This window comes from Marinomonas hwangdonensis, from assembly GCF_003721245.1.
GTDB classification, from domain to species: Bacteria; Pseudomonadota; Gammaproteobacteria; order Pseudomonadales; family Marinomonadaceae; genus Marinomonas; species Marinomonas hwangdonensis.
Genome location: NZ_RIZG01000008.1, coordinates 20300 through 37181, shown reverse-complemented (window position 1 = coordinate 37181; position 16882 = coordinate 20300). Strand labels below are relative to the sequence as shown.

General features: G+C 44.4%; 15 protein-coding genes and 1 riboswitch. Of the genes, 7 read left to right on the top strand and 8 right to left on the bottom strand.

Going from position 1 to position 16882, the window contains the following annotated elements; genetic code table 11:
- Positions 1–25: 25 nt before the first annotated feature.
- Positions 26–289: a DUF2061 domain-containing protein gene (locus EBI00_RS12770; protein ID WP_123096330.1), complete on the bottom strand. Its 264-nt coding sequence runs from the start codon at positions 287–289 to the stop codon at positions 26–28.
- A 262-nt stretch (positions 290–551) separates the two neighbouring features.
- Between EBI00_RS12770 and EBI00_RS12765 the strand changes: the two genes are divergently transcribed.
- From EBI00_RS12765 to EBI00_RS12755, 3 genes are all read left to right on the top strand, one after another.
- Positions 552–1556, top strand: coding sequence for an NAD(P)/FAD-dependent oxidoreductase (locus EBI00_RS12765; RefSeq protein ID WP_123096329.1), 1005 nt, complete (start codon positions 552–554; stop codon positions 1554–1556).
- Positions 1557–1586: 30 nt separating this feature from the next.
- Positions 1587–2999 (top strand): deoxyribodipyrimidine photo-lyase, encoded by a 1413-nt coding sequence (gene phrB / locus EBI00_RS12760; RefSeq protein WP_123096328.1) that lies wholly within the window; start codon positions 1587–1589, stop codon positions 2997–2999.
- 209 nt (positions 3000–3208) lie between these two features.
- On the top strand, positions 3209–3688 hold the full coding sequence (locus tag EBI00_RS12755; protein ID WP_123096327.1) for a MarR family winged helix-turn-helix transcriptional regulator: 480 nt from the start codon (positions 3209–3211) through the stop codon (positions 3686–3688).
- A 91-nt stretch (positions 3689–3779) separates the two neighbouring features.
- On the opposite strand, the gene dapB is transcribed toward EBI00_RS12755, so the two are convergent.
- Entirely contained in the window at positions 3780–4580 is an 801-nt protein-coding gene (dapB, locus tag EBI00_RS12750) for a 4-hydroxy-tetrahydrodipicolinate reductase (RefSeq protein WP_123096326.1), read from the bottom strand.
- A 258-nt stretch (positions 4581–4838) separates the two neighbouring features.
- Between dapB and EBI00_RS12745 the strand changes: the two genes are divergently transcribed.
- On the top strand, positions 4839–6047 hold the full coding sequence (locus EBI00_RS12745; RefSeq protein ID WP_148039079.1) for a hypothetical protein: 1209 nt from the start codon (positions 4839–4841) through the stop codon (positions 6045–6047).
- 384 nt (positions 6048–6431) lie between these two features.
- Positions 6432–6583: riboswitch (FMN riboswitch) on the top strand.
- A gap of 164 nt (positions 6584–6747) precedes the next feature.
- Complete coding sequence (locus EBI00_RS12735) at positions 6748–7236, top strand: 6,7-dimethyl-8-ribityllumazine synthase (RefSeq protein WP_123096324.1); 489 nt, start codon at positions 6748–6750, stop codon at positions 7234–7236.
- Between the two features lie 104 nt (positions 7237–7340).
- On the opposite strand, the gene EBI00_RS12730 is transcribed toward EBI00_RS12735, so the two are convergent.
- Both EBI00_RS12730 and EBI00_RS12725 read right to left on the bottom strand, forming a co-directional pair.
- Positions 7341–8588: a leucine-rich repeat-containing protein kinase family protein gene (locus EBI00_RS12730; protein WP_123096323.1), complete on the bottom strand. Its 1248-nt coding sequence runs from the start codon at positions 8586–8588 to the stop codon at positions 7341–7343.
- Positions 8589–8615: 27 nt separating this feature from the next.
- On the bottom strand, positions 8616–8798 hold the full coding sequence (locus EBI00_RS12725; protein WP_123096322.1) for a YbaM family protein: 183 nt from the start codon (positions 8796–8798) through the stop codon (positions 8616–8618).
- A gap of 191 nt (positions 8799–8989) precedes the next feature.
- Here EBI00_RS12725 and EBI00_RS12720 point away from each other — a divergent pair, with 191 nt between their 5' ends.
- Together EBI00_RS12720 and EBI00_RS12715 are read left to right on the top strand one after the other, a co-directional pair.
- A complete protein-coding gene (locus EBI00_RS12720) occupies positions 8990–9628 on the top strand; it encodes a class I SAM-dependent methyltransferase (protein WP_123096321.1) in 639 nt (212 codons plus the stop codon).
- A 145-nt stretch (positions 9629–9773) separates the two neighbouring features.
- Positions 9774–12014 (top strand): YgiQ family radical SAM protein, encoded by a 2241-nt coding sequence (locus tag EBI00_RS12715; RefSeq protein ID WP_123096320.1) that lies wholly within the window; start codon positions 9774–9776, stop codon positions 12012–12014.
- A gap of 171 nt (positions 12015–12185) precedes the next feature.
- Here the strand turns inward: EBI00_RS12715 and EBI00_RS12710 are convergent, their stop codons facing one another.
- From EBI00_RS12710 to bamB, 4 genes are all read right to left on the bottom strand, one after another.
- Complete coding sequence (locus tag EBI00_RS12710) at positions 12186–13208, bottom strand: succinylglutamate desuccinylase/aspartoacylase family protein (RefSeq protein ID WP_123096319.1); 1023 nt, start codon at positions 13206–13208, stop codon at positions 12186–12188.
- Complete coding sequence (rimK, locus tag EBI00_RS12705; RefSeq protein ID WP_123096318.1) at positions 13208–14113, bottom strand: 30S ribosomal protein S6--L-glutamate ligase; 906 nt, start codon at positions 14111–14113, stop codon at positions 13208–13210. The genes EBI00_RS12710 and rimK overlap by 1 nt, the downstream gene beginning before the upstream one ends.
- A 206-nt stretch (positions 14114–14319) precedes the next feature.
- The gene (gene der / locus EBI00_RS12700; protein ID WP_123096317.1) at positions 14320–15657 is read right to left on the bottom strand and encodes a ribosome biogenesis GTPase Der; all 1338 of its coding nucleotides are present in this window, start codon (positions 15655–15657) and stop codon (positions 14320–14322) included.
- Positions 15658–15747: 90 nt separating this feature from the next.
- The gene (gene bamB, locus EBI00_RS12695; RefSeq protein WP_123096316.1) at positions 15748–16881 is read right to left on the bottom strand and encodes an outer membrane protein assembly factor BamB; all 1134 of its coding nucleotides are present in this window, start codon (positions 16879–16881) and stop codon (positions 15748–15750) included.
- Between the last annotated feature and the right edge of the window lies 1 nt (position 16882).

Sequence of the window (16882 nt, the reverse complement as noted above, 5' to 3'; positions counted from 1 at the left end):
GCTCAGCATGGATGGGGTTTTCTTTTTACATTGAACGTAAAGCGTAACTCTCTCCCGCAGACTGAAGTACCCGACTTAACTCTGTTTCAGAGCGGTTAGACTTTACGGCAGAGCGATTTAATTTGAATTTATTCCACCATAATTCATGAAAATAAAACGCCACTGTATTGATAGCAGGTTCTACAATCGCGACCGCACCACCCACAAACACACTGCCTGTAATTAAGTAAGCAACACTAAAAGCAATAACAAAATGCATTACCGCAAAGGTAAAAGTTTTGGTTTTCATAATCCGTCTCCCCATATCTAGGGAGTCAGAATAGACCGAACCTATCGATCAATATAATTAATTAACATTATAATGCTGATACCTTAAAGCTTTCGGAAATAGCCTTTATCACTGTCTTTCGTGTTTACAAACGATTGACCACGCATACAATACGTTTGTTAGTTCGAACTGAAGTAACAACATGGTTGCTTTTCATATCTGGCTTTCTATATTGTACGCAGTGAATTTTACGCAATGAGTTATTTAATCAGGACATTAAGCAATGAGTGTACTACCAGCAAAGCAAAACAATACACCCACCTTTGACATCGCTATTATAGGGGCTGGGCTGTCCGGCAGTTTGTGTGCACATTTATTGTCTAAATCAGGTAAAAGCGTTTGTGTTATAGATAAAAGTCGGGGTAGCGGTGGTCGTGCTGGAAGTAAAAGACTCGATGACGACACAAGCTGCGATCTAGGGGCGCCTTTTATTTGTGTAAAAGACGAAAAAACAAAAGCACTCTTCAAAACACTGACTGAAAACCAAGTTGCAGCCGTTTGGAAACAATTTAGTACATCAGAACAACAGGCTTATGTAGGCATACCAAAGATGAGCGCCATTACTCGACATTGGCTTGGCGATACTCACTTTATTACCAACACCCGCATTCATCACATAGAAGAAGCCGACAACACTCCTTCGCACTGGTTATTACGCGATGATCAATATCAACCCGTGGTTGTAGCAAAACAGATTATTATTGCGATTCCGGCACCTCAAGCCGCTGCTATTTTATCCTGCAACCCTAAGTTAGCCGTCCTTCTGCTTCGCGCGAATCAAGCCTGTGCAAGCGCTCAACCTCAATGGTCAATGTGGTTAGAAACGGCGCATTGTGATCTTAATGCGCTTGTCGAGCCACAAAATTCCGCTATCCAACGCATGATCAAAGACAACTACAAACCAATGCGCAACAGCGATAAGGTTGACCGCTGGGTCATTCATACTACACCTGAATGGACCAACCAACATTTAGACGTCGATAAGTCTTGGGTTTCCCATACATTACTTCAAGCCTTTTCTGAGGAAACAGAATTAAGAGTCCTCAAACATGGTGTTCCCCACCGTTGGTTACTCAGCCGCTTCGCTGAAAACGTCGACAACAAAAACTTTTACTGGCTGCCTGATCAAAATGTCGGTGCAGTGGGAGATTGGCTGTGCCAAGGTGACGCTGAAGGTGCAATTCTGAGTGCCATCGCCCTGACCGAGCAGCTACAAACCTCAGCTTAAACACTCACATTCTGTTTAATAAGGTATCCAATGAAAATCGAAGATATTGTTTGGCTTAGGAATGACCTCAGATGGTCAGATAACCCAGCACTGCACTTTGCTTCTTTAGAAGCCCATAGTAAAAGCACTGGTATTGCTGTTCTAGTGACACCAACCCCAGTTCAATGGCAGGAACATAATGAATCCGATGCCAAAATGGGCTTACGTGCTGGACTCATCAAACAGCTGGCCAAACAGCTAGGCGAATTGGGCATTCCTTTACATATTGTAGAAACAGAAAGATTTCAAGGTTTGCCTGACGCTATCACTCAATTCTGTTTGCAGCATGACATAAAACATGTCTGGTTTAACAACGACTTACCCGTCCATGAGAAACAGCGCGATCAAGCCGTTACAGAGCACCTGGATCGCCAAGGTATCGCCACCCATCGCTACGACGCTGATCTCATCGTTGCAAAGCCAGTATTCAGCCAACAGGGTACGCCCTTTAAAGTATTCACGCCTTTTTTTAAACGCTGGGCTTCTATCCTTGCAGAGCAAGACGCCACCCCTTTGTCTGCGCCTGAAAAACAAGCCGCACCTCTTTCCAATACACTCGCTGATTTTGATTGGGAAAAGCCCTTTAGAGAAGATCTCTGGCCAGCAGACCAAGACATAGCCAAACAGCGTCTATGGCAGTTTTGTCATCACAAAGAAGGCCACTATCAGGAAGACAGAGATTACCCGATTAAACCCGCCACCAGCACATTATCACCCTATCTTGCCCTTGGCGCGTTAGGACCTAGGCAGTGCCTTGAAGCGATTTATTACACCTGTCATGAAAACGCCAGACGATGGCAAGACAGCATTTGGCTCAAAGAATTGGCATGGCGGGATTTTTATCGACAGCTCATGACCCACTTTCCCACTGTCAGCATGAATCGTCCATTTAAAGCCGAAACAGACGCACTTATATGGCGAGACAATGAGCGTGAATTTATCGCATGGTGCGAAGGCAAGACAGGTTTTCCTATTGTCGACGCCGCTATGCGTCAACTTAACCAAACAGGTTGGATGCACAACCGACTGCGCATGATCACAGCAAGCTTTTTTACCAAGCTTTTATTTGCTGATTGGCGAAGGGGTGAAGCCTACTTTATGAATAAACTGATCGACGGTGAGTTTGCTGCTAATAACGGTGGCTGGCAATGGAGCGCATCAACAGGTTGTGACGCAGCCCCATATTTCCGCGTTTTTAATCCCACGAGACAATCTGAGACCTATGATAAAAATGGCGATTTCATTCGCCGATTTGTACCTGAATTAGCGAAATTAGATGCTAAATCGATTCACGATCCCACTCCTGAACAGCGCAAACGCTGTGCTTATCCTGCTCCGATCGTTGATTACAAACCGGCAAGGTTAGCCGCTATTGCCGCCTTTGATGATTTAAAGAAAACCTAAATCAGCGACACCTCCTCGCCTTATGATTTTAGAAAGCATTGCAAGCCCAAGCAGAAAGACCTGAGGTCCTCCGAAACAGGTCTTTCTCGCAAGGAGCAAAGTCTATATAATTTGAGCTGTAAGCTAACGCTAAACTCCCTTTACAGTAGGTTTACTTGTAATTGGTTTAGTTACTGTTACCCACCTGTTGATAATTTTTTAGGTCACTTATGCCAAGCCCACAACATTTACACGATGTTCTTGTTCACTTACGACGCATCATTCGAGCCACAGACTTACAATCGAAACGTGTTGTAAAAGCATGCGGCTTGACGATTCCTCAAATCATGGTCCTTCGCTCCATCGAAGCATTAGGTGATGTCACAGTACGCCGTATTTCAGGTAACGTATCACTAAGTCAAGCAACAGTGACAACCATACTAAATCGTTTAGAAGACCGTAAACTGGTTGAACGCATCCGAGCACAAAAAGACAAACGCATCGTCAATGCCCGATTAACAGAACACGGTAGAGCGGTCTTAGCGACAGCCCCTCCGCTTTTGCATGAAAAATTCATTACGGAATTTGAAGCCTTAGAAGGATGGGAGCAAACGCAAACACTCGCGTCATTACAACGCATTGCTGTCATGATGGATGCAGAGCACATAGACGCAGCGCCTATGTTGGACATCAATCCCCCTAATTTGTAACCAAACCGCTTCAGAAACACAAAGCCGACGATCCTGTAGAATCATCGGCTTTAACATGGTCAAATCGTGCTGATTTTAGATAAAGTCGTATTTACTTTAGATCCAGAACGTCCTGCATATCATACATACCGGCACTTTTACCTTCCAACCAACGAGCTGCACGCACGGCACCTTTTGCAAAAGTCATACGACTGCTGGCTTTATGAACGATCTCAATACGCTCCCCTTCTGTCGCGAACCACACACTGTGTTCTCCAACCACATCACCCGCACGTATGGTTTCAAAACCTATCTCTTTTTGTGTTCGCGCCCCTGTAAGACCTTCTCGGCCATAAACCGCACAGTCTTTTAAATTTCTACCGAGTGCTTCAGCTACTACTTCCCCCATGCGAAGTGCGGTGCCAGAAGGTGAATCAACTTTATGACGATGATGCGCTTCAACAATCTCAACGTCATAATCATCGCCTAAAATCTGTGCTGCTGTAGCCAAAAGTTTGAGTGTTAAATTCACACCCACACTCATATTAGGAGCGAATACGACAGCCGATTGCAATGCCGCTTCATTTAGAGCGGCTTTTTCACTTTCATTTAAGCCTGTCGTACCTACGACAATGGCTTTAAAGTGCTTTGCACAAAAAGCGGCATTTTCTAGCGTTAAACTGGGTGACGTAAAATCAATCAGTACATCAAAATCATCAACACAATCCGCCAAGGCCGCAACCGCCGCAACACCGATTTTTCCAACACCGGCAATTTCACCTGCATCGGCTCCAACTAAGCTACTGCCTGGCTTTAGCACCGCCGCTCCTAAAGAAACCCCTTGGGCCTCATGAATGGCGGTAATTAAATTTTTCCCCATGCGCCCCGACGCACCAATAACTGCTACTCGCATTTCTTTAATTCCTCTGTTTTATCTGGGCAAACCATAACAAAATTCACTGTCAATCTCAGCATTAATAATAAGCATGGTGCTGTTTTATTGGATTTAATCGCTTCATCAAGACATACGTTAAAAAAACGCCTGTTAAAAGGCTTACGGAATAGAGGCAATATCCTTACAATGTTTATCACTTTGTTTTTAAAAATTAATTAAAGGAATACATTTATGAAAAAGGAACTCAAAACGGCCGCTCTGGCAACCCTCATGGCTTTGACGCTATTTGGTTGCGCTTCTAATCCTGATTCTGCATCCAACTTAGCTGCAGATGCCAAACAATCAGAAAACATCATCAAAATTAACGATCTTAAACAAGCAATTGATGCCGCCGACAAGCAAGTAACCCAAAGCATAAAAGAGGAGTTGCACTGGTTTGCTACAAAAGACATAGAAGAAGCCAATAAAGCTCTGGTAGAAGCCAAAGAATATTATGCAGAATTTGAATTTGATCCGTCTAAAGCAAACAGTAGCTCTGGTTTTTTTAGTTCTATAAACAACATTGATGCCGCAAACGAAAGCATCAACACATTCAATGAATACATGACCAAAGCAACCACTCTAAAATCTTCTGTACTTTCCGCTTTATCAGAGACATTTGATTACCGCACTCAGCTTAACTATATAGACGCTCAGCAGTATTTTCCAAGCACAGTACAAGAACTGGAAAGCGACCTTAAAAAACTCGTTGATCAAGTCGCTAATGACAAAACGGCAGCCGCTATTGCAGCTCAACCCAGTCTTGTCGCTAAGCAACGAGCACTTGAGATCAAAACGGTCACTGCAATTTATCTTTCCGATGCCAAAAGCGCTTTAGATAAACTCATCAAAGCTGACACAGCAAAAGATGCTCCAAAATCGATTTCTCATGCCTCTGCCTCATTAACCGCTGCCACAGCCTTTATTGCTGCAGACCCAAGAGCCATTGATGAAATTCAAAACAAGGCCAAAGAGGTTATATTCTCTATCAACAGGGCAGAACAAATAGCACTTGCAGTCAAAAAGCTGAAAGCAATTCAACCAGCAGACTATGAAGATCATCTTATTAGCTATGAGAAAATTTTATTGTCTATAAGCAATACCCTAGGAGCTGAAGATCGCCGTGATCTTGCATTTGACGAGCAAGGCAAAGCGCTTGTGACTTTCATTGAAGAGAGTTTAAAAGATCTAGAAGTCTCCATTCAAACACAGCAACAGCTTCGCAAAGAACTAAAGGATCAAAAATCTTATGTGGCACTTTTAGAAGAAAAAATTAGCACCCTGAACGCCAATTTAGCCGATGTAAAACAATCGCTAGCGGACTCTTTAGCAGAAAAAGTGGCAAAAACAAAACAAGCCGCAGCTGAGCAAGGTAATAAAACAGCTGATGTAGAAACAAAAAGCTCTGCACTGAAAGAAACAGCGGACACCGCAGCGGCAGAATAAACAACACCAGAATAAATCAAACCAGAGCACATACTCTGGTTTGATTCTTTGATCATCGTTTACCATTGTCTGAAAAATCTTCTGTGTCGAATACCTTCCCGACCAATATCAAACTGCTACGAGTGAATACTCTCTCTCGTTTTGGCGACAATGTCTATTAAGGTTCCAACTACATAATCTTGATCTGATCGGCAGGACAGTCTTCACCCTAGTGAGGAATCCGCTTCTCAACAATTTTATTGATATGCGTAATACCAAGATAAAAAGACCTGAAAATCGTAACGTTTTAGTTCAAGACAGACCTAAAATAACCATTTTTATCTACTTCTTTCTTTGACAGCCCACTAATAAAACGAGTATATTGCGCTGGTCGGGTAACACCGACTTCGTTCTCGGGGCGGGGTGAAATTCCCCACCGGCGGTAAAGAATCTATTTCTAAGCCCGCGAGCGCCTTTAAAAATTCATTTTTAAAGGGTCAGCAGATCTGGTGAGACTCCAGAGCCGACGGTTACAGTCCGGATGATAGAGAGCGCGTCAGACAAAACCAATTGGAGGCCATTCTGTGGTGTCCTGTTGTTACATATCTTGTAAAGCCAGACCGCTGGTTATGCAATTGTTCCAACAAATGGTATGCCAATTAAAATGGCGTATTTGCCTGCCCGTTCGCCCTGATTCACCTTATTTTTATAGGATAAAACCATGAATCAGAGCTCAACGAAAAACATCGACTTTACACCTGCAAGTCACCGCATCGCTATTTTACATGCTGCTTGGCATGAAGATATCGTGATGAATTGCGTCAACGCATTTAAAAGTGAGCTAGTAGTACGCGGCTATGATGCGTCTAAGATCGACCTTATTGCCGTACCTGGCGCTTACGAAATTCCATTACAAGCGAAACTTCTCGCCAAAAGCGGTCATTACTCTGCGATTGCAGGGACAGCATTAGTTGTAGATGGTGGTATTTATCGCCATGATTTCGTAGCACAAGCCGTTTGTGATGCGATTATGCAAGTTCAATTGGAAACCGAAGTCCCTGTTTTAACAGCGGTACTTACACCACACAACTTCCACGAACATGATGAGCACAAGACGTACTTCAGTCGCCACTTTGTTAAGAAGGGCACTGAACTTGCCAACGCTTGTGACCAAGCCATTCGCTTAACTGAACACGCTAAAAGTCTATGATAATTTGTCACCTTTAAAACGGTGATGAACACGAAATGCCCTGTTTTTTTATAGTAAATCACAGGGCTTTTTTTATACCTCTTTTGACAGTCTAAAGTTAACGTTTATACTGAAACAAAAGCGTGTGAAGAAAGCACCTCAAAAAGCTTACTATTTCGTTCTTCTTCAGCACATAACCCTAGTATATCATCAATAAAAAAGCCCAAAGCGCGGCGCTCAATTTGCTCAATCCCTCGCTGTTGCTGCGCTGTTAAATTTGCGTATTTAGAGGCAGCACCAAAATCCCCAAACAAAACATGCCCCTGATCGTCGATTAAAGTGTTGTGAGCATATAAGTCACCATGACTGACTTTTTTTGCGCAAAAATACGTCACTAACTGTTCGACTTGCTCGATGATATACGCAATCTTTTCAATGGAAAACGACAGATGCGAAGGGAAGGTATCTCGTGTACAAGACGCTAAACTTGGTGGTAAGCCAAGATTGGTATAGTGATTCGGTATTAGCTCCATGACCAATGCTGAGCAATCCTGTTCTGTCACTTTCGCCAGCGGTTTAACAAGATTGGGGTGATTTCCCACCGCGAGGCAAGCATCTAACTCATCTTCGGGATAGCCATCACTAGTGACCTCACCCTTGAATACTTTTACTGCCACAGTGTCCGCAAAATTAAAGACATTTTGTCGCCATGTTGCCAGTGAAATCACGCCTGAAGCACCTTGACCTAGCACCTGATGCAGAGCCAAATCCTTAAAGGCTACTGTATTAAATTCATTATGGGGATCACGATCTGCGCAAAAAGGGTTACCAGAAAATGCCAACCACGCCAAACGAGGCAAGGTTAATAACACATCAGGAAACGCGGCTAAACGATTCGCAGACAAGCGAATCAGTTCCAATTTCTGACAATCTTTGATGGTGTCAGGAAGGGACGTTAAACGATTCCCTGCTAATGCGAGTTTTTGCAAACGCACTAACCTTCCTAGATCCTCCGGCAGTTGTGTTATTTGATTATCAGTGAGAATCAACCATCGGGTCTTTGTCGGTAAGGACGCAGATGACACCTCGTTAATCTGGTTGCTTTTGAAGCCAATCATTTCCAAGTGTGGACACTGCCCCAATACATCTGGCAGTTTAGTAAAGCGATTATTGGAACAAAACAGAATACGCAGCTTTTTTAGACGCGGTAATTCCGCGGGCAATTCACTTAAATCGTTATTGGACAAATCTAGGATTTCTAAACTGTCAGCAAGATCAAAAATAGCGTTAGGAAAAGTGGTCAAATTTTCAGACAGTTGTAGACGTTCTACGCCTTTTAATAACCCTTGGTTAAGTTGCTCAAGTGTGTGCAAAATATCGGTCTCTTACAGTATGTTGGTTTATTTGTTTGGCGGTAAATTGGCTTTTTCAAGGCGGCTACTCTCTTGCTTACGCTCAAAATCGTGCAGCACTAAGGTAAGCGCATCCACAGCGACATCAACTTCCACATGATTACTTTCCAGTAACTCGATCAAATCAACCGCCAATTTAACGTGGTCCGGGGCAAAATCTAAAGACGACATAGTCACTTCCTATTACTTATGGCCTATTTAACGAAGAAGCCATTTCAATGAATGAAACGTATAAACAGAAAAACAAGCGGTAGAAGACAAAGTAAGAATAGATTTAGTCGCTTATTTATACTGGCTACCATGATAAAAAAACAGCCATAATACAGGCAAACCAATAACAAACCCAATTTGCTGAGGTGACCGTGATTACGAACGAATTCTGGTTAGAAAGATGGCGATCGAACGGCATTGACTTTCACATGGAAGGGGTCAACCCAAAGTTAGTAAACTATTGGCCATCCCTACCCAAAGGCAGTCGTGTTCTTGTGCCACTGTGTGGCAAATCCAATGATTTGATTTGGCTCGCAGAACAAGGCTATGAGGTCACTGGCGTTGAATTGTCTTCTTTGGCCGTCATCCAGTTTTTGGGCGACAACGATTTCACATTTGAAACCCATCAAGAAGGCGATTTAAAAGTACACAAGGTGCATGATTTACCACTGCGCGTGGTTGAGGGAGACTATTTTCAGTTTACCGAATCTGGGTTTGACGCTTGTTACGACCGAGCAGCCATGGTGGCCATGCCCGCCTCGCGCCGCAAAGAATACGTCACTCATACGCTGGGCTTATTATCTTCCTCGGCGTCGATTTTGTTAATCTCGCTACGCTATGACGGCGACAAACAAGGCCCTCCTTTTTCGGTTGATGAAACGGAACTGAGTGACTTGTGGGGCCCGGGCATGCAAAAAATCGCGGTTGAAAACCTTGTGCAAACAACAGAAGAATACAAAGCGCTGGGGCACCACCTCTTCGAAGAAAGTGTGTGGCGCTTACAACACTAGTTTATCCTAGTAAGTTAGCGGTCTATGGGCTATTTACATTCCCCTTTTTCTGGGATAATGCACAACCATTTTTCCTGATAAAGCGCGTATCCTAGTAATCGCCATCAAGCAAAATCCGCCGTTACACTGATACCAAGAGTAGACCATGACCAAACGACATAAAACCGCCAAGCAACTCTTTTCTTACCCATTGTATTGGGCCGAGTGTTATGGTGTTTCCCCTTTTCTTCCTACCACCAGAGAGGAAATGGATGCCCTTGGTTGGGACAGCTGTGATGTGATCATTGTCTCCGGTGATGCTTATGTGGATCACCCAAGTTTTGGCATGGCCGTATTAGGTCGCTTATTAGAAGCGCAAGGCTACCGGGTGGGCATTATCGATCAGCCCGATTGGCGCAACACAGACGATTTTATGCGCCTTGGTCGCCCTAATCTGTATTTTGGCGTTACCGCTGGCAACATGGACTCCTTGATAAACCGCTATACCGCCGATTTAAAAGTACGTAATGACGATGCCTATACGCCCTATGGCGTTGGCGGAAAACGCCCTGACCGGGCGGTTATTGTGTACTCTCAGCGCTGTAAAGAAGCCTTTCATGATGTTCCTGTGATGATTGGTGGCATTGAGGCCAGCCTGCGACGCATTGCTCAATACGACTACTGGAGCGATGAAGTGCGCCGCTCAGTATTAATCGACTCTACTGCGGATATTTTGCTGTACGGCAACGCGGAACGCGCCATGATTGAAGTCACCCATCAAATGGCAATGGGGAAGACGCTTGACGAACTCACAGACATTCGCGGCACTACCATTGTTCGTAATGCACCGCCTGGTGGCTACACTGAAATTGACTCAACACGTGTTGATTGGCCAGGCAAAGTCGATCAGATCTACAGCCCTTACGAATACATTCCAGAAGGAAAATGTCAGACTAAGGATGAAGACGAGTCCGATGTCATGCCAATCCGTGTGATTCCTGCACCGCTGCGTCGCGGTGAAAAGCTCGATCCTGAAAAAACGTATATTCGTTTACCGTCTTTTGAAAAAGTATCCAAAGATCCCGTTTTGTACGCGCACACCTCTCGTATCTTGCATCTTGAATCAAACCCACATAATGCCCGGGCCTTGATTCAAAAACATGGCAAGAAAGAAATTTGGGTTAATCCACCACCGATTCCATTAGAAACACCTGAAATGGACGGCGTGTTTGATTTGCCTTATGCGCGTGTGCCGCACCCGAAATACAAAAAAGCCCGCATTCCGGCTTATGATATGATTAAGACATCGATCAATATCATGCGCGGCTGTTTTGGTGGCTGTACTTTTTGTTCGATTACCGAGCACGAAGGACGAGTGATTCAATCCCGTTCACACGAATCTATCTTGAAAGAAATTGAAGACATCAAGGATAAAGTACCAGGCTTCACAGGCCACATTTCTGACCTGGGTGGACCTACTTCCAACATGTACACACTGAATTGCAACGACGATGAAGTCCAAGCCTCATGTCGAAAACTGTCTTGTGTGTATCCGACTATTTGCTCTAACTTAAATACCGATCATAGCCCAACCACACAACTGTATCGTAAGACGCGTGCGGTGGAAGGTATTCATACCGTCTCTATCGCTTCAGGCTTGCGTTATGACCTTGCGGTAGAAGATCCTGAGTACGTTCGTGAGCTTGTCACCCACCACGTGGGCGGCTTACTAAAAATTGCGCCAGAGCACTCAGAAGAAGGCACCTTATCAAAAATGATGAAGCCTGGAATGGGAACATACGACCGCTTCAAGCGCATGTTTGATAAATATTCCAAAGAAGCGGGTAAGAAACAACATTTGATTCCTTACTTTATTGCGGCTCATCCAGGTAGCTCAGACGAAGATATGCTCAACCTTGCCGTCTGGTTAAAAACCAATGATTTCAAACCAGATCAAGTACAAACGTTTTACCCATCGCCCATGTCATTAGCAACAGCGATGTACCATTCTGGCAAAAACCCGCTAAAACCGGTTACATATAAAAGTGAAGACGTTTATACCCCTAAAGACGCTAAGCAACGCACTGTCCAAAAAGGTTTCTTGCGTTATCACGATCCGAGCAACTGGCAAGCGTTGCGCGACAGCTTAATCAAAATGGGACGCCCTGACCTTATTGGCCATGGCGATAATAAGCTGGTCCCTGCTGAGGAAAAAGACAGACAGGTACGCCGTCGTCCTCAAAAAGCCAAACCAGGTCAAGCAACAGGGGCTTCTCATACATCAAACAGACCGACTATGGAAAAGAATGCTGCTGCTGAAAAAGCTCGCCGTAAAAACAACAACGGCGGCGTTACAGCTACTCCAACAAAACGACGCAAGACAAAAGTAAAGTCTCGCCAACAGTAATAAGTTTACAAAATAACAGACATAAAAAAGCGCCATGCTTAATTTGCATGGCGCTTTTTTATAATTATAGTAACTAGAATAAAGACATATCTAGCATTTCAACATCTAAATCAGACAACGCACCAATGATGACAAGGGAAATCGTTTGCTAATTATGGTCTATGAATAACACTAATCCATCTTGTTATCCATCAACTCATCTTGCATAGTTTCCATATAACCCGCGACAACGTCAGCCGATGAGTAATGCGCTATATGGTACATAGCCTCACCTTCTTGCACCAAAGGGATATTCTGTTTGCCAATAATAATGCCACCGTTTTTACACAGCACTCTGTCTAAAATATCCCCATATGGATCTTTTATTTCCGCCAGCACGTCTCCCTCTTCAACGAGATCTCCTAATGCTTTAAGGTGAGTAGTAAAACCACTGTCTGTTGCGCGCACCCAACTACTGCTTCTTGCAATCTTCGGCTCAGGAAACATTTTTTTACTGCGCGACTTCGGTAACATATTGAGGTGACGCATCACACCAATAATGCCTTGAACCCCCGCCCTGATTGAAAACTCATCAAAGCGAAGCGCTTCACCCGCTTCATATAGAATCACCTTAGCGCCAACATCATTGGCGCACTCACGCAACGAGCCGTCTCGCAAATTAGCATTCATAATGACAGGAACACCAAAAGCTCTGGCAATCGCAAGAGTTTCACGGTCATCAAGGTTGGCGCGTATTTGCGGTAAATTAGTACGATGCAAACTGCCCGTATGAAGATCAATTCCGTAATCAGCTTTAGCGACAATTTCATTTAAAAAACGGTCTGCCACTCGACCCGCTAAAGAACCTCTTTTAGAGCCAGGAAAAGAACGGTTCAAATCTCGACGGTCTGGTAAATATCGGCTTTGACTGAGCACACCATAGCCATTCACAATCGGAACAGCAATCAGGGTACCTTTTAAACTCTCTAAATATTTACTTTGTATGATACGACTGATGATTTCAATACCATTTAGCTCGTCACCATGGATAGCCGCACTGATAAAAAGCGTCGGTCCATGGCGTTTGCCACGTTTTACAAAAACAGGCATAGACATGTTGGTATCCGTGTACAACTTCACCATAGGCACTTCTATTCTAGCCGTGCCACCTAAGTGAATATTCGTATCGCCGATGGTTAGAACCGTTTCTCTCATTAACCTCTACCCTTCGTCTTTGTGCTGCTCAACAAAGAAGACTTTTCGATGTGCTGAATGATCATGGCAGCAACGTCTTTCCCTGTCGCCTTTTCAATCCCTTCTAGACCGGGTGACGAGTTTACTTCCATAATCAAAGGGCCGTTATTGGAACGCAAAATATCCACACCACACATGTTAAGCCCCATCACTTTTGCCGCTTCAACAGCAGTGCGTCTTTCTTCTGGCGACAATTTCACCAGTGACGCCTTACCACCACGGTGCAGATTTGAGCGAAACTCTCCTTCAGCACCCTGTCTTTTCATTGCGGCAATGACCTTACCGCCGACGACTAAACAGCGGATATCCGCACCACCCGCTTCTTTAATGTACTCTTGCACCAGAATATTGGCCTTCAACCCCATAAAAGCCTCAATGATGGATTCTGCTGTTTTGTTTGACTCCGCCAAAACAACACCAATACCTTGCGTGCCTTCTAATAACTTAATAACCACTGGGGCTCCGCCTACGTTTTTCAGCAAGTCCCCTATTTTATCTGGATGGTGAGCAAATCCCGTTTTAGGCAAACCCAAGCCCTTTCGAGACATTAACTGCAAAGATCGCAATTTATCGCGCGAACGGCTAATGGCAACAGATTCATTAATACTGTAAGTGCCCATCATCTCAAACTGCCTTACCACCGCCGTACCATAAAATGTTACCGACGCACCAATGCGAGGAATCACAGCATCGTATCTAGGCAGAGGTTCGCCATTGTAACGAACCACGGGGTTGCTACTGGTGATGTCCATGTAACAGTGCATTGTGTCAATAACATCGACTTCATGACCAAGCTGCTCACCCGCTTCAACTAAGCGACGAGTAGAATAAAGTCGAGGGTTACGAGAAAGTATTGCGATTTTCATAGTTGTCCTTTGAACAATAAAGAAAGCACACAAATAAAGCGTGCTTGTAAAAACGTACCTGCCGTTAAGCTCAGGCTATAAACGCGAGGATAGTGAATAAGCTTATATTTAGAAAGGGATTTTATGCATTTTATATAAAAAAACCCCAAGCATCTTGGTTAAACCAAGTGCTTGGGGTTTTAACGTAAATACCCTCTGATTGACGGCTATTTTTTCGGCGCGTATGGATTTTCAGACGATTTAAATTCAAAAATAATCGGTGTACCTGTGATGTTAAGTACGGTTCTAAACTTATTCTCAAGGTAGCGTTTGTAACTACCAGGTAGGGAATCTGTTTGATTACCGTGCACCACGATACGCGGCGGATTAGAGCCACCTTGGTGTGCATAGCGTAACTTAATACGACGACTATTCACCATAGGTGGTTGGTGTTCAGCAATAGAATCTTCCAATATTCGCGTCAATCTATTAGTTGACCACTTGGCATAACATGACTCGTAGGTACTTTCTATTGTGTCGTATAAGTCCCCAACACCGGTTCCATGAAGCGCAGAAATATAATGTACTTTCGCATACGGAACAAAGCCTAAACGGCGTTCAACTTCGCTTTTAATGTGCTCACGATCGTCTTTTTTGAGTCCGTCCCACTTGTTGATCGCGATCACCACACCACGACCGGCATCCAATACATAACCAATCATGTGGAGATCTTGTTCGACCAAATCCTCATGGGAGTCTATCACCACAATAACCACGTTCGCGTCTTGAATGGCTTGAAGCGTTTTAACAATGGAAAACTTCTCAATGGCTTCTTTGACATGCTTGCGACGACGAATACCCGCCGTGTCGATCAGGGTATACTCTTTGTCATGGCGAACGTAAGGAATATAAACGCTATCACGCGTCGTTCCTGGCATGTCATACACCACAACACGGTCTTCACCAAGCATACGGTTTACTAAGGTCGATTTACCCACATTAGGCCGTCCGACAACGCCGATGCGAATGCCTCTTGACTCCAAACTAATCTGGCTTCTTGCCTCTTCTACGCGCTCAGCAAAGGGCAACATAACCTTATCAATTAAGATGTGCACGCCTTTACCATGAGAAGCCGCGATAGGATGAAGCTCACCAAACCCTAGCGAATAAAAGTCCGCCAGCGCAATGTCTTCATTGATCCCATCCGTCTTGTTTACTACTAGGGAGACGGGCTTATTTGATCGACGCAAGTGGTTGGCAATCATCTCATCTGCAGGATTCAAACCATGTCGACCATCCACTAAGAAGAGTACAGTGTCCGCTTCTTCGATCGCCAACAAGGACTGCCTAGCCATCTTTTCATCAATCCCCTGCTCATCTCCGCTGATACCACCGGTATCTATAACAATAAAGTCGTGCTCACCAAGCTTGCCATCACCGTATTTACGGTCACGGGTCAATCCTGGATAATCAGCCACTAAAGCGTCTCGGGATCTCGTCAACTGATTGAAGAGTGTTGACTTGCCAACATTGGGTCTACCTACCAATGCAATAACTGGAATCATTTTATTACCTTTAAAAATACAAAGCGGCCACCACCTTTAAAAAGATAGCAGCCCCTTCAAAAATCGCTAATTAAGAAATCGTCTTCGATTTCAGTAGCTCAATGCCGTCACATTAGAGTTCGGCGTAAGAATAAATAACTTTTGGTCAACCGCCACCATGCGGCTACCAGGTGGAGATTTGTTGCCAGCCACTTTACGACCCACAATCTCCCCACTGTTCAAATCCAATAGGTGAACATAACCACCACGGTCCATCACGGCAACATAATCACGCAAAAACTCCGGCGTAATCAGATCACGTTCAAGTAACTGTGAATTTTGCCAGACTTCGCTGCCATTTTTGGCATTCAAAGCAATAACTCTACTCTTCATGTCAACCGCAATCAATAATTGACCACTGACCGCGACACCCACTGAACTGGAAATATTGCGTTGCCACACAGGTCGTCCTGTCTCTAGCGACAAAGCCGCCAGGGTTCCGTTGTACGCAACCGCATAAACGATGTTATCCACCACCACAAGTCGACCATCAATGTCGCTAAGGCGTTCTATTTCATAACGCCCTTCCGGCTTACCCACATCGTAAGACCACAGCAGATTGCCGTCTTCTATAGAAAAAGCTTTCAACTTACCGTTTGAAAACCCCGCCACCACACGATTCTGTGAAATAACTGGGGCACTGGTGCCTCTAACGGTAAGGGAAGGCAAGTCTTCTTTAGCACGCCACAAGGTATCCCCAGAGTTGGCATCTAAAAGACTTAACCACCCATCCGCGGTCTGAACCGCTAATTTACCATTAGCGTAAGAAGCTTCAGATAATAGCTCGGAGCTCAGTGTTTTTTCCCATAGAACCGCCCCCATTGACAAGGATACCGCAACCAACTTCGCATCATAAGTACCAAAATACAAGGTGTCAGCATTACGGGCAACGCCAGAGCTCACTCTATAATCTGTCTTGACTGCGTGAAGGATTCGACCCCTCTCTTGATCTAATTCGTACGCTGTACCTTTGTTAGTGACTAAAAATACCGCTTCGTCATCTGACACTATACTAAAGCGTTCACTGGATTCGCCAAAACCACCATCAACATTCGTACGCCATTCATTTTTCAAGACAACTTGACTATCAAAAGCGGGTGGCGAAGGTAAGGCAGGACGTGAGTTTGAGCACGCTTGCAGGATAAAGGCCGAAAGTATCACAGTCAGTACAAGAGACTTGCTCATA

Excerpts from the sequence above, each read along its gene's own strand:
- EBI00_RS12755 (WP_123096327.1), top strand. The coding sequence starts at position 3,209 with ATGCCAAGCCCACAACATTTACACGATGTTCTTGTTCACTTACGACGC.
- EBI00_RS12770 (WP_123096330.1), bottom strand. The coding sequence starts at position 289 with ATGAAAACCAAAACTTTTACCTTTGCGGTAATGCATTTTGTTATTGCT.
- bamB (WP_123096316.1), bottom strand. The coding sequence starts at position 16,881 with ATGAGCAAGTCTCTTGTACTGACTGTGATACTTTCGGCCTTTATCCTG.
- EBI00_RS12715 (WP_123096320.1), top strand. The coding sequence starts at position 9,774 with ATGACCAAACGACATAAAACCGCCAAGCAACTCTTTTCTTACCCATTG.
- dapB (WP_123096326.1), bottom strand. The coding sequence starts at position 4,580 with ATGCGAGTAGCAGTTATTGGTGCGTCGGGGCGCATGGGGAAAAATTTA.
- EBI00_RS12765 (WP_123096329.1), top strand. The coding sequence starts at position 552 with ATGAGTGTACTACCAGCAAAGCAAAACAATACACCCACCTTTGACATC.
- rimK (WP_123096318.1), bottom strand. The coding sequence starts at position 14,113 with ATGAAAATCGCAATACTTTCTCGTAACCCTCGACTTTATTCTACTCGT.
- EBI00_RS12735 (WP_123096324.1), top strand. The coding sequence starts at position 6,748 with ATGAATCAGAGCTCAACGAAAAACATCGACTTTACACCTGCAAGTCAC.
- EBI00_RS12725 (WP_123096322.1), bottom strand. The coding sequence starts at position 8,798 with ATGTCGTCTTTAGATTTTGCCCCGGACCACGTTAAATTGGCGGTTGAT.
- EBI00_RS12710 (WP_123096319.1), bottom strand. The coding sequence starts at position 13,208 with ATGAGAGAAACGGTTCTAACCATCGGCGATACGAATATTCACTTAGGT.
- phrB (WP_123096328.1), top strand. The coding sequence starts at position 1,587 with ATGAAAATCGAAGATATTGTTTGGCTTAGGAATGACCTCAGATGGTCA.
- der (WP_123096317.1), bottom strand. The coding sequence starts at position 15,657 with ATGATTCCAGTTATTGCATTGGTAGGTAGACCCAATGTTGGCAAGTCA.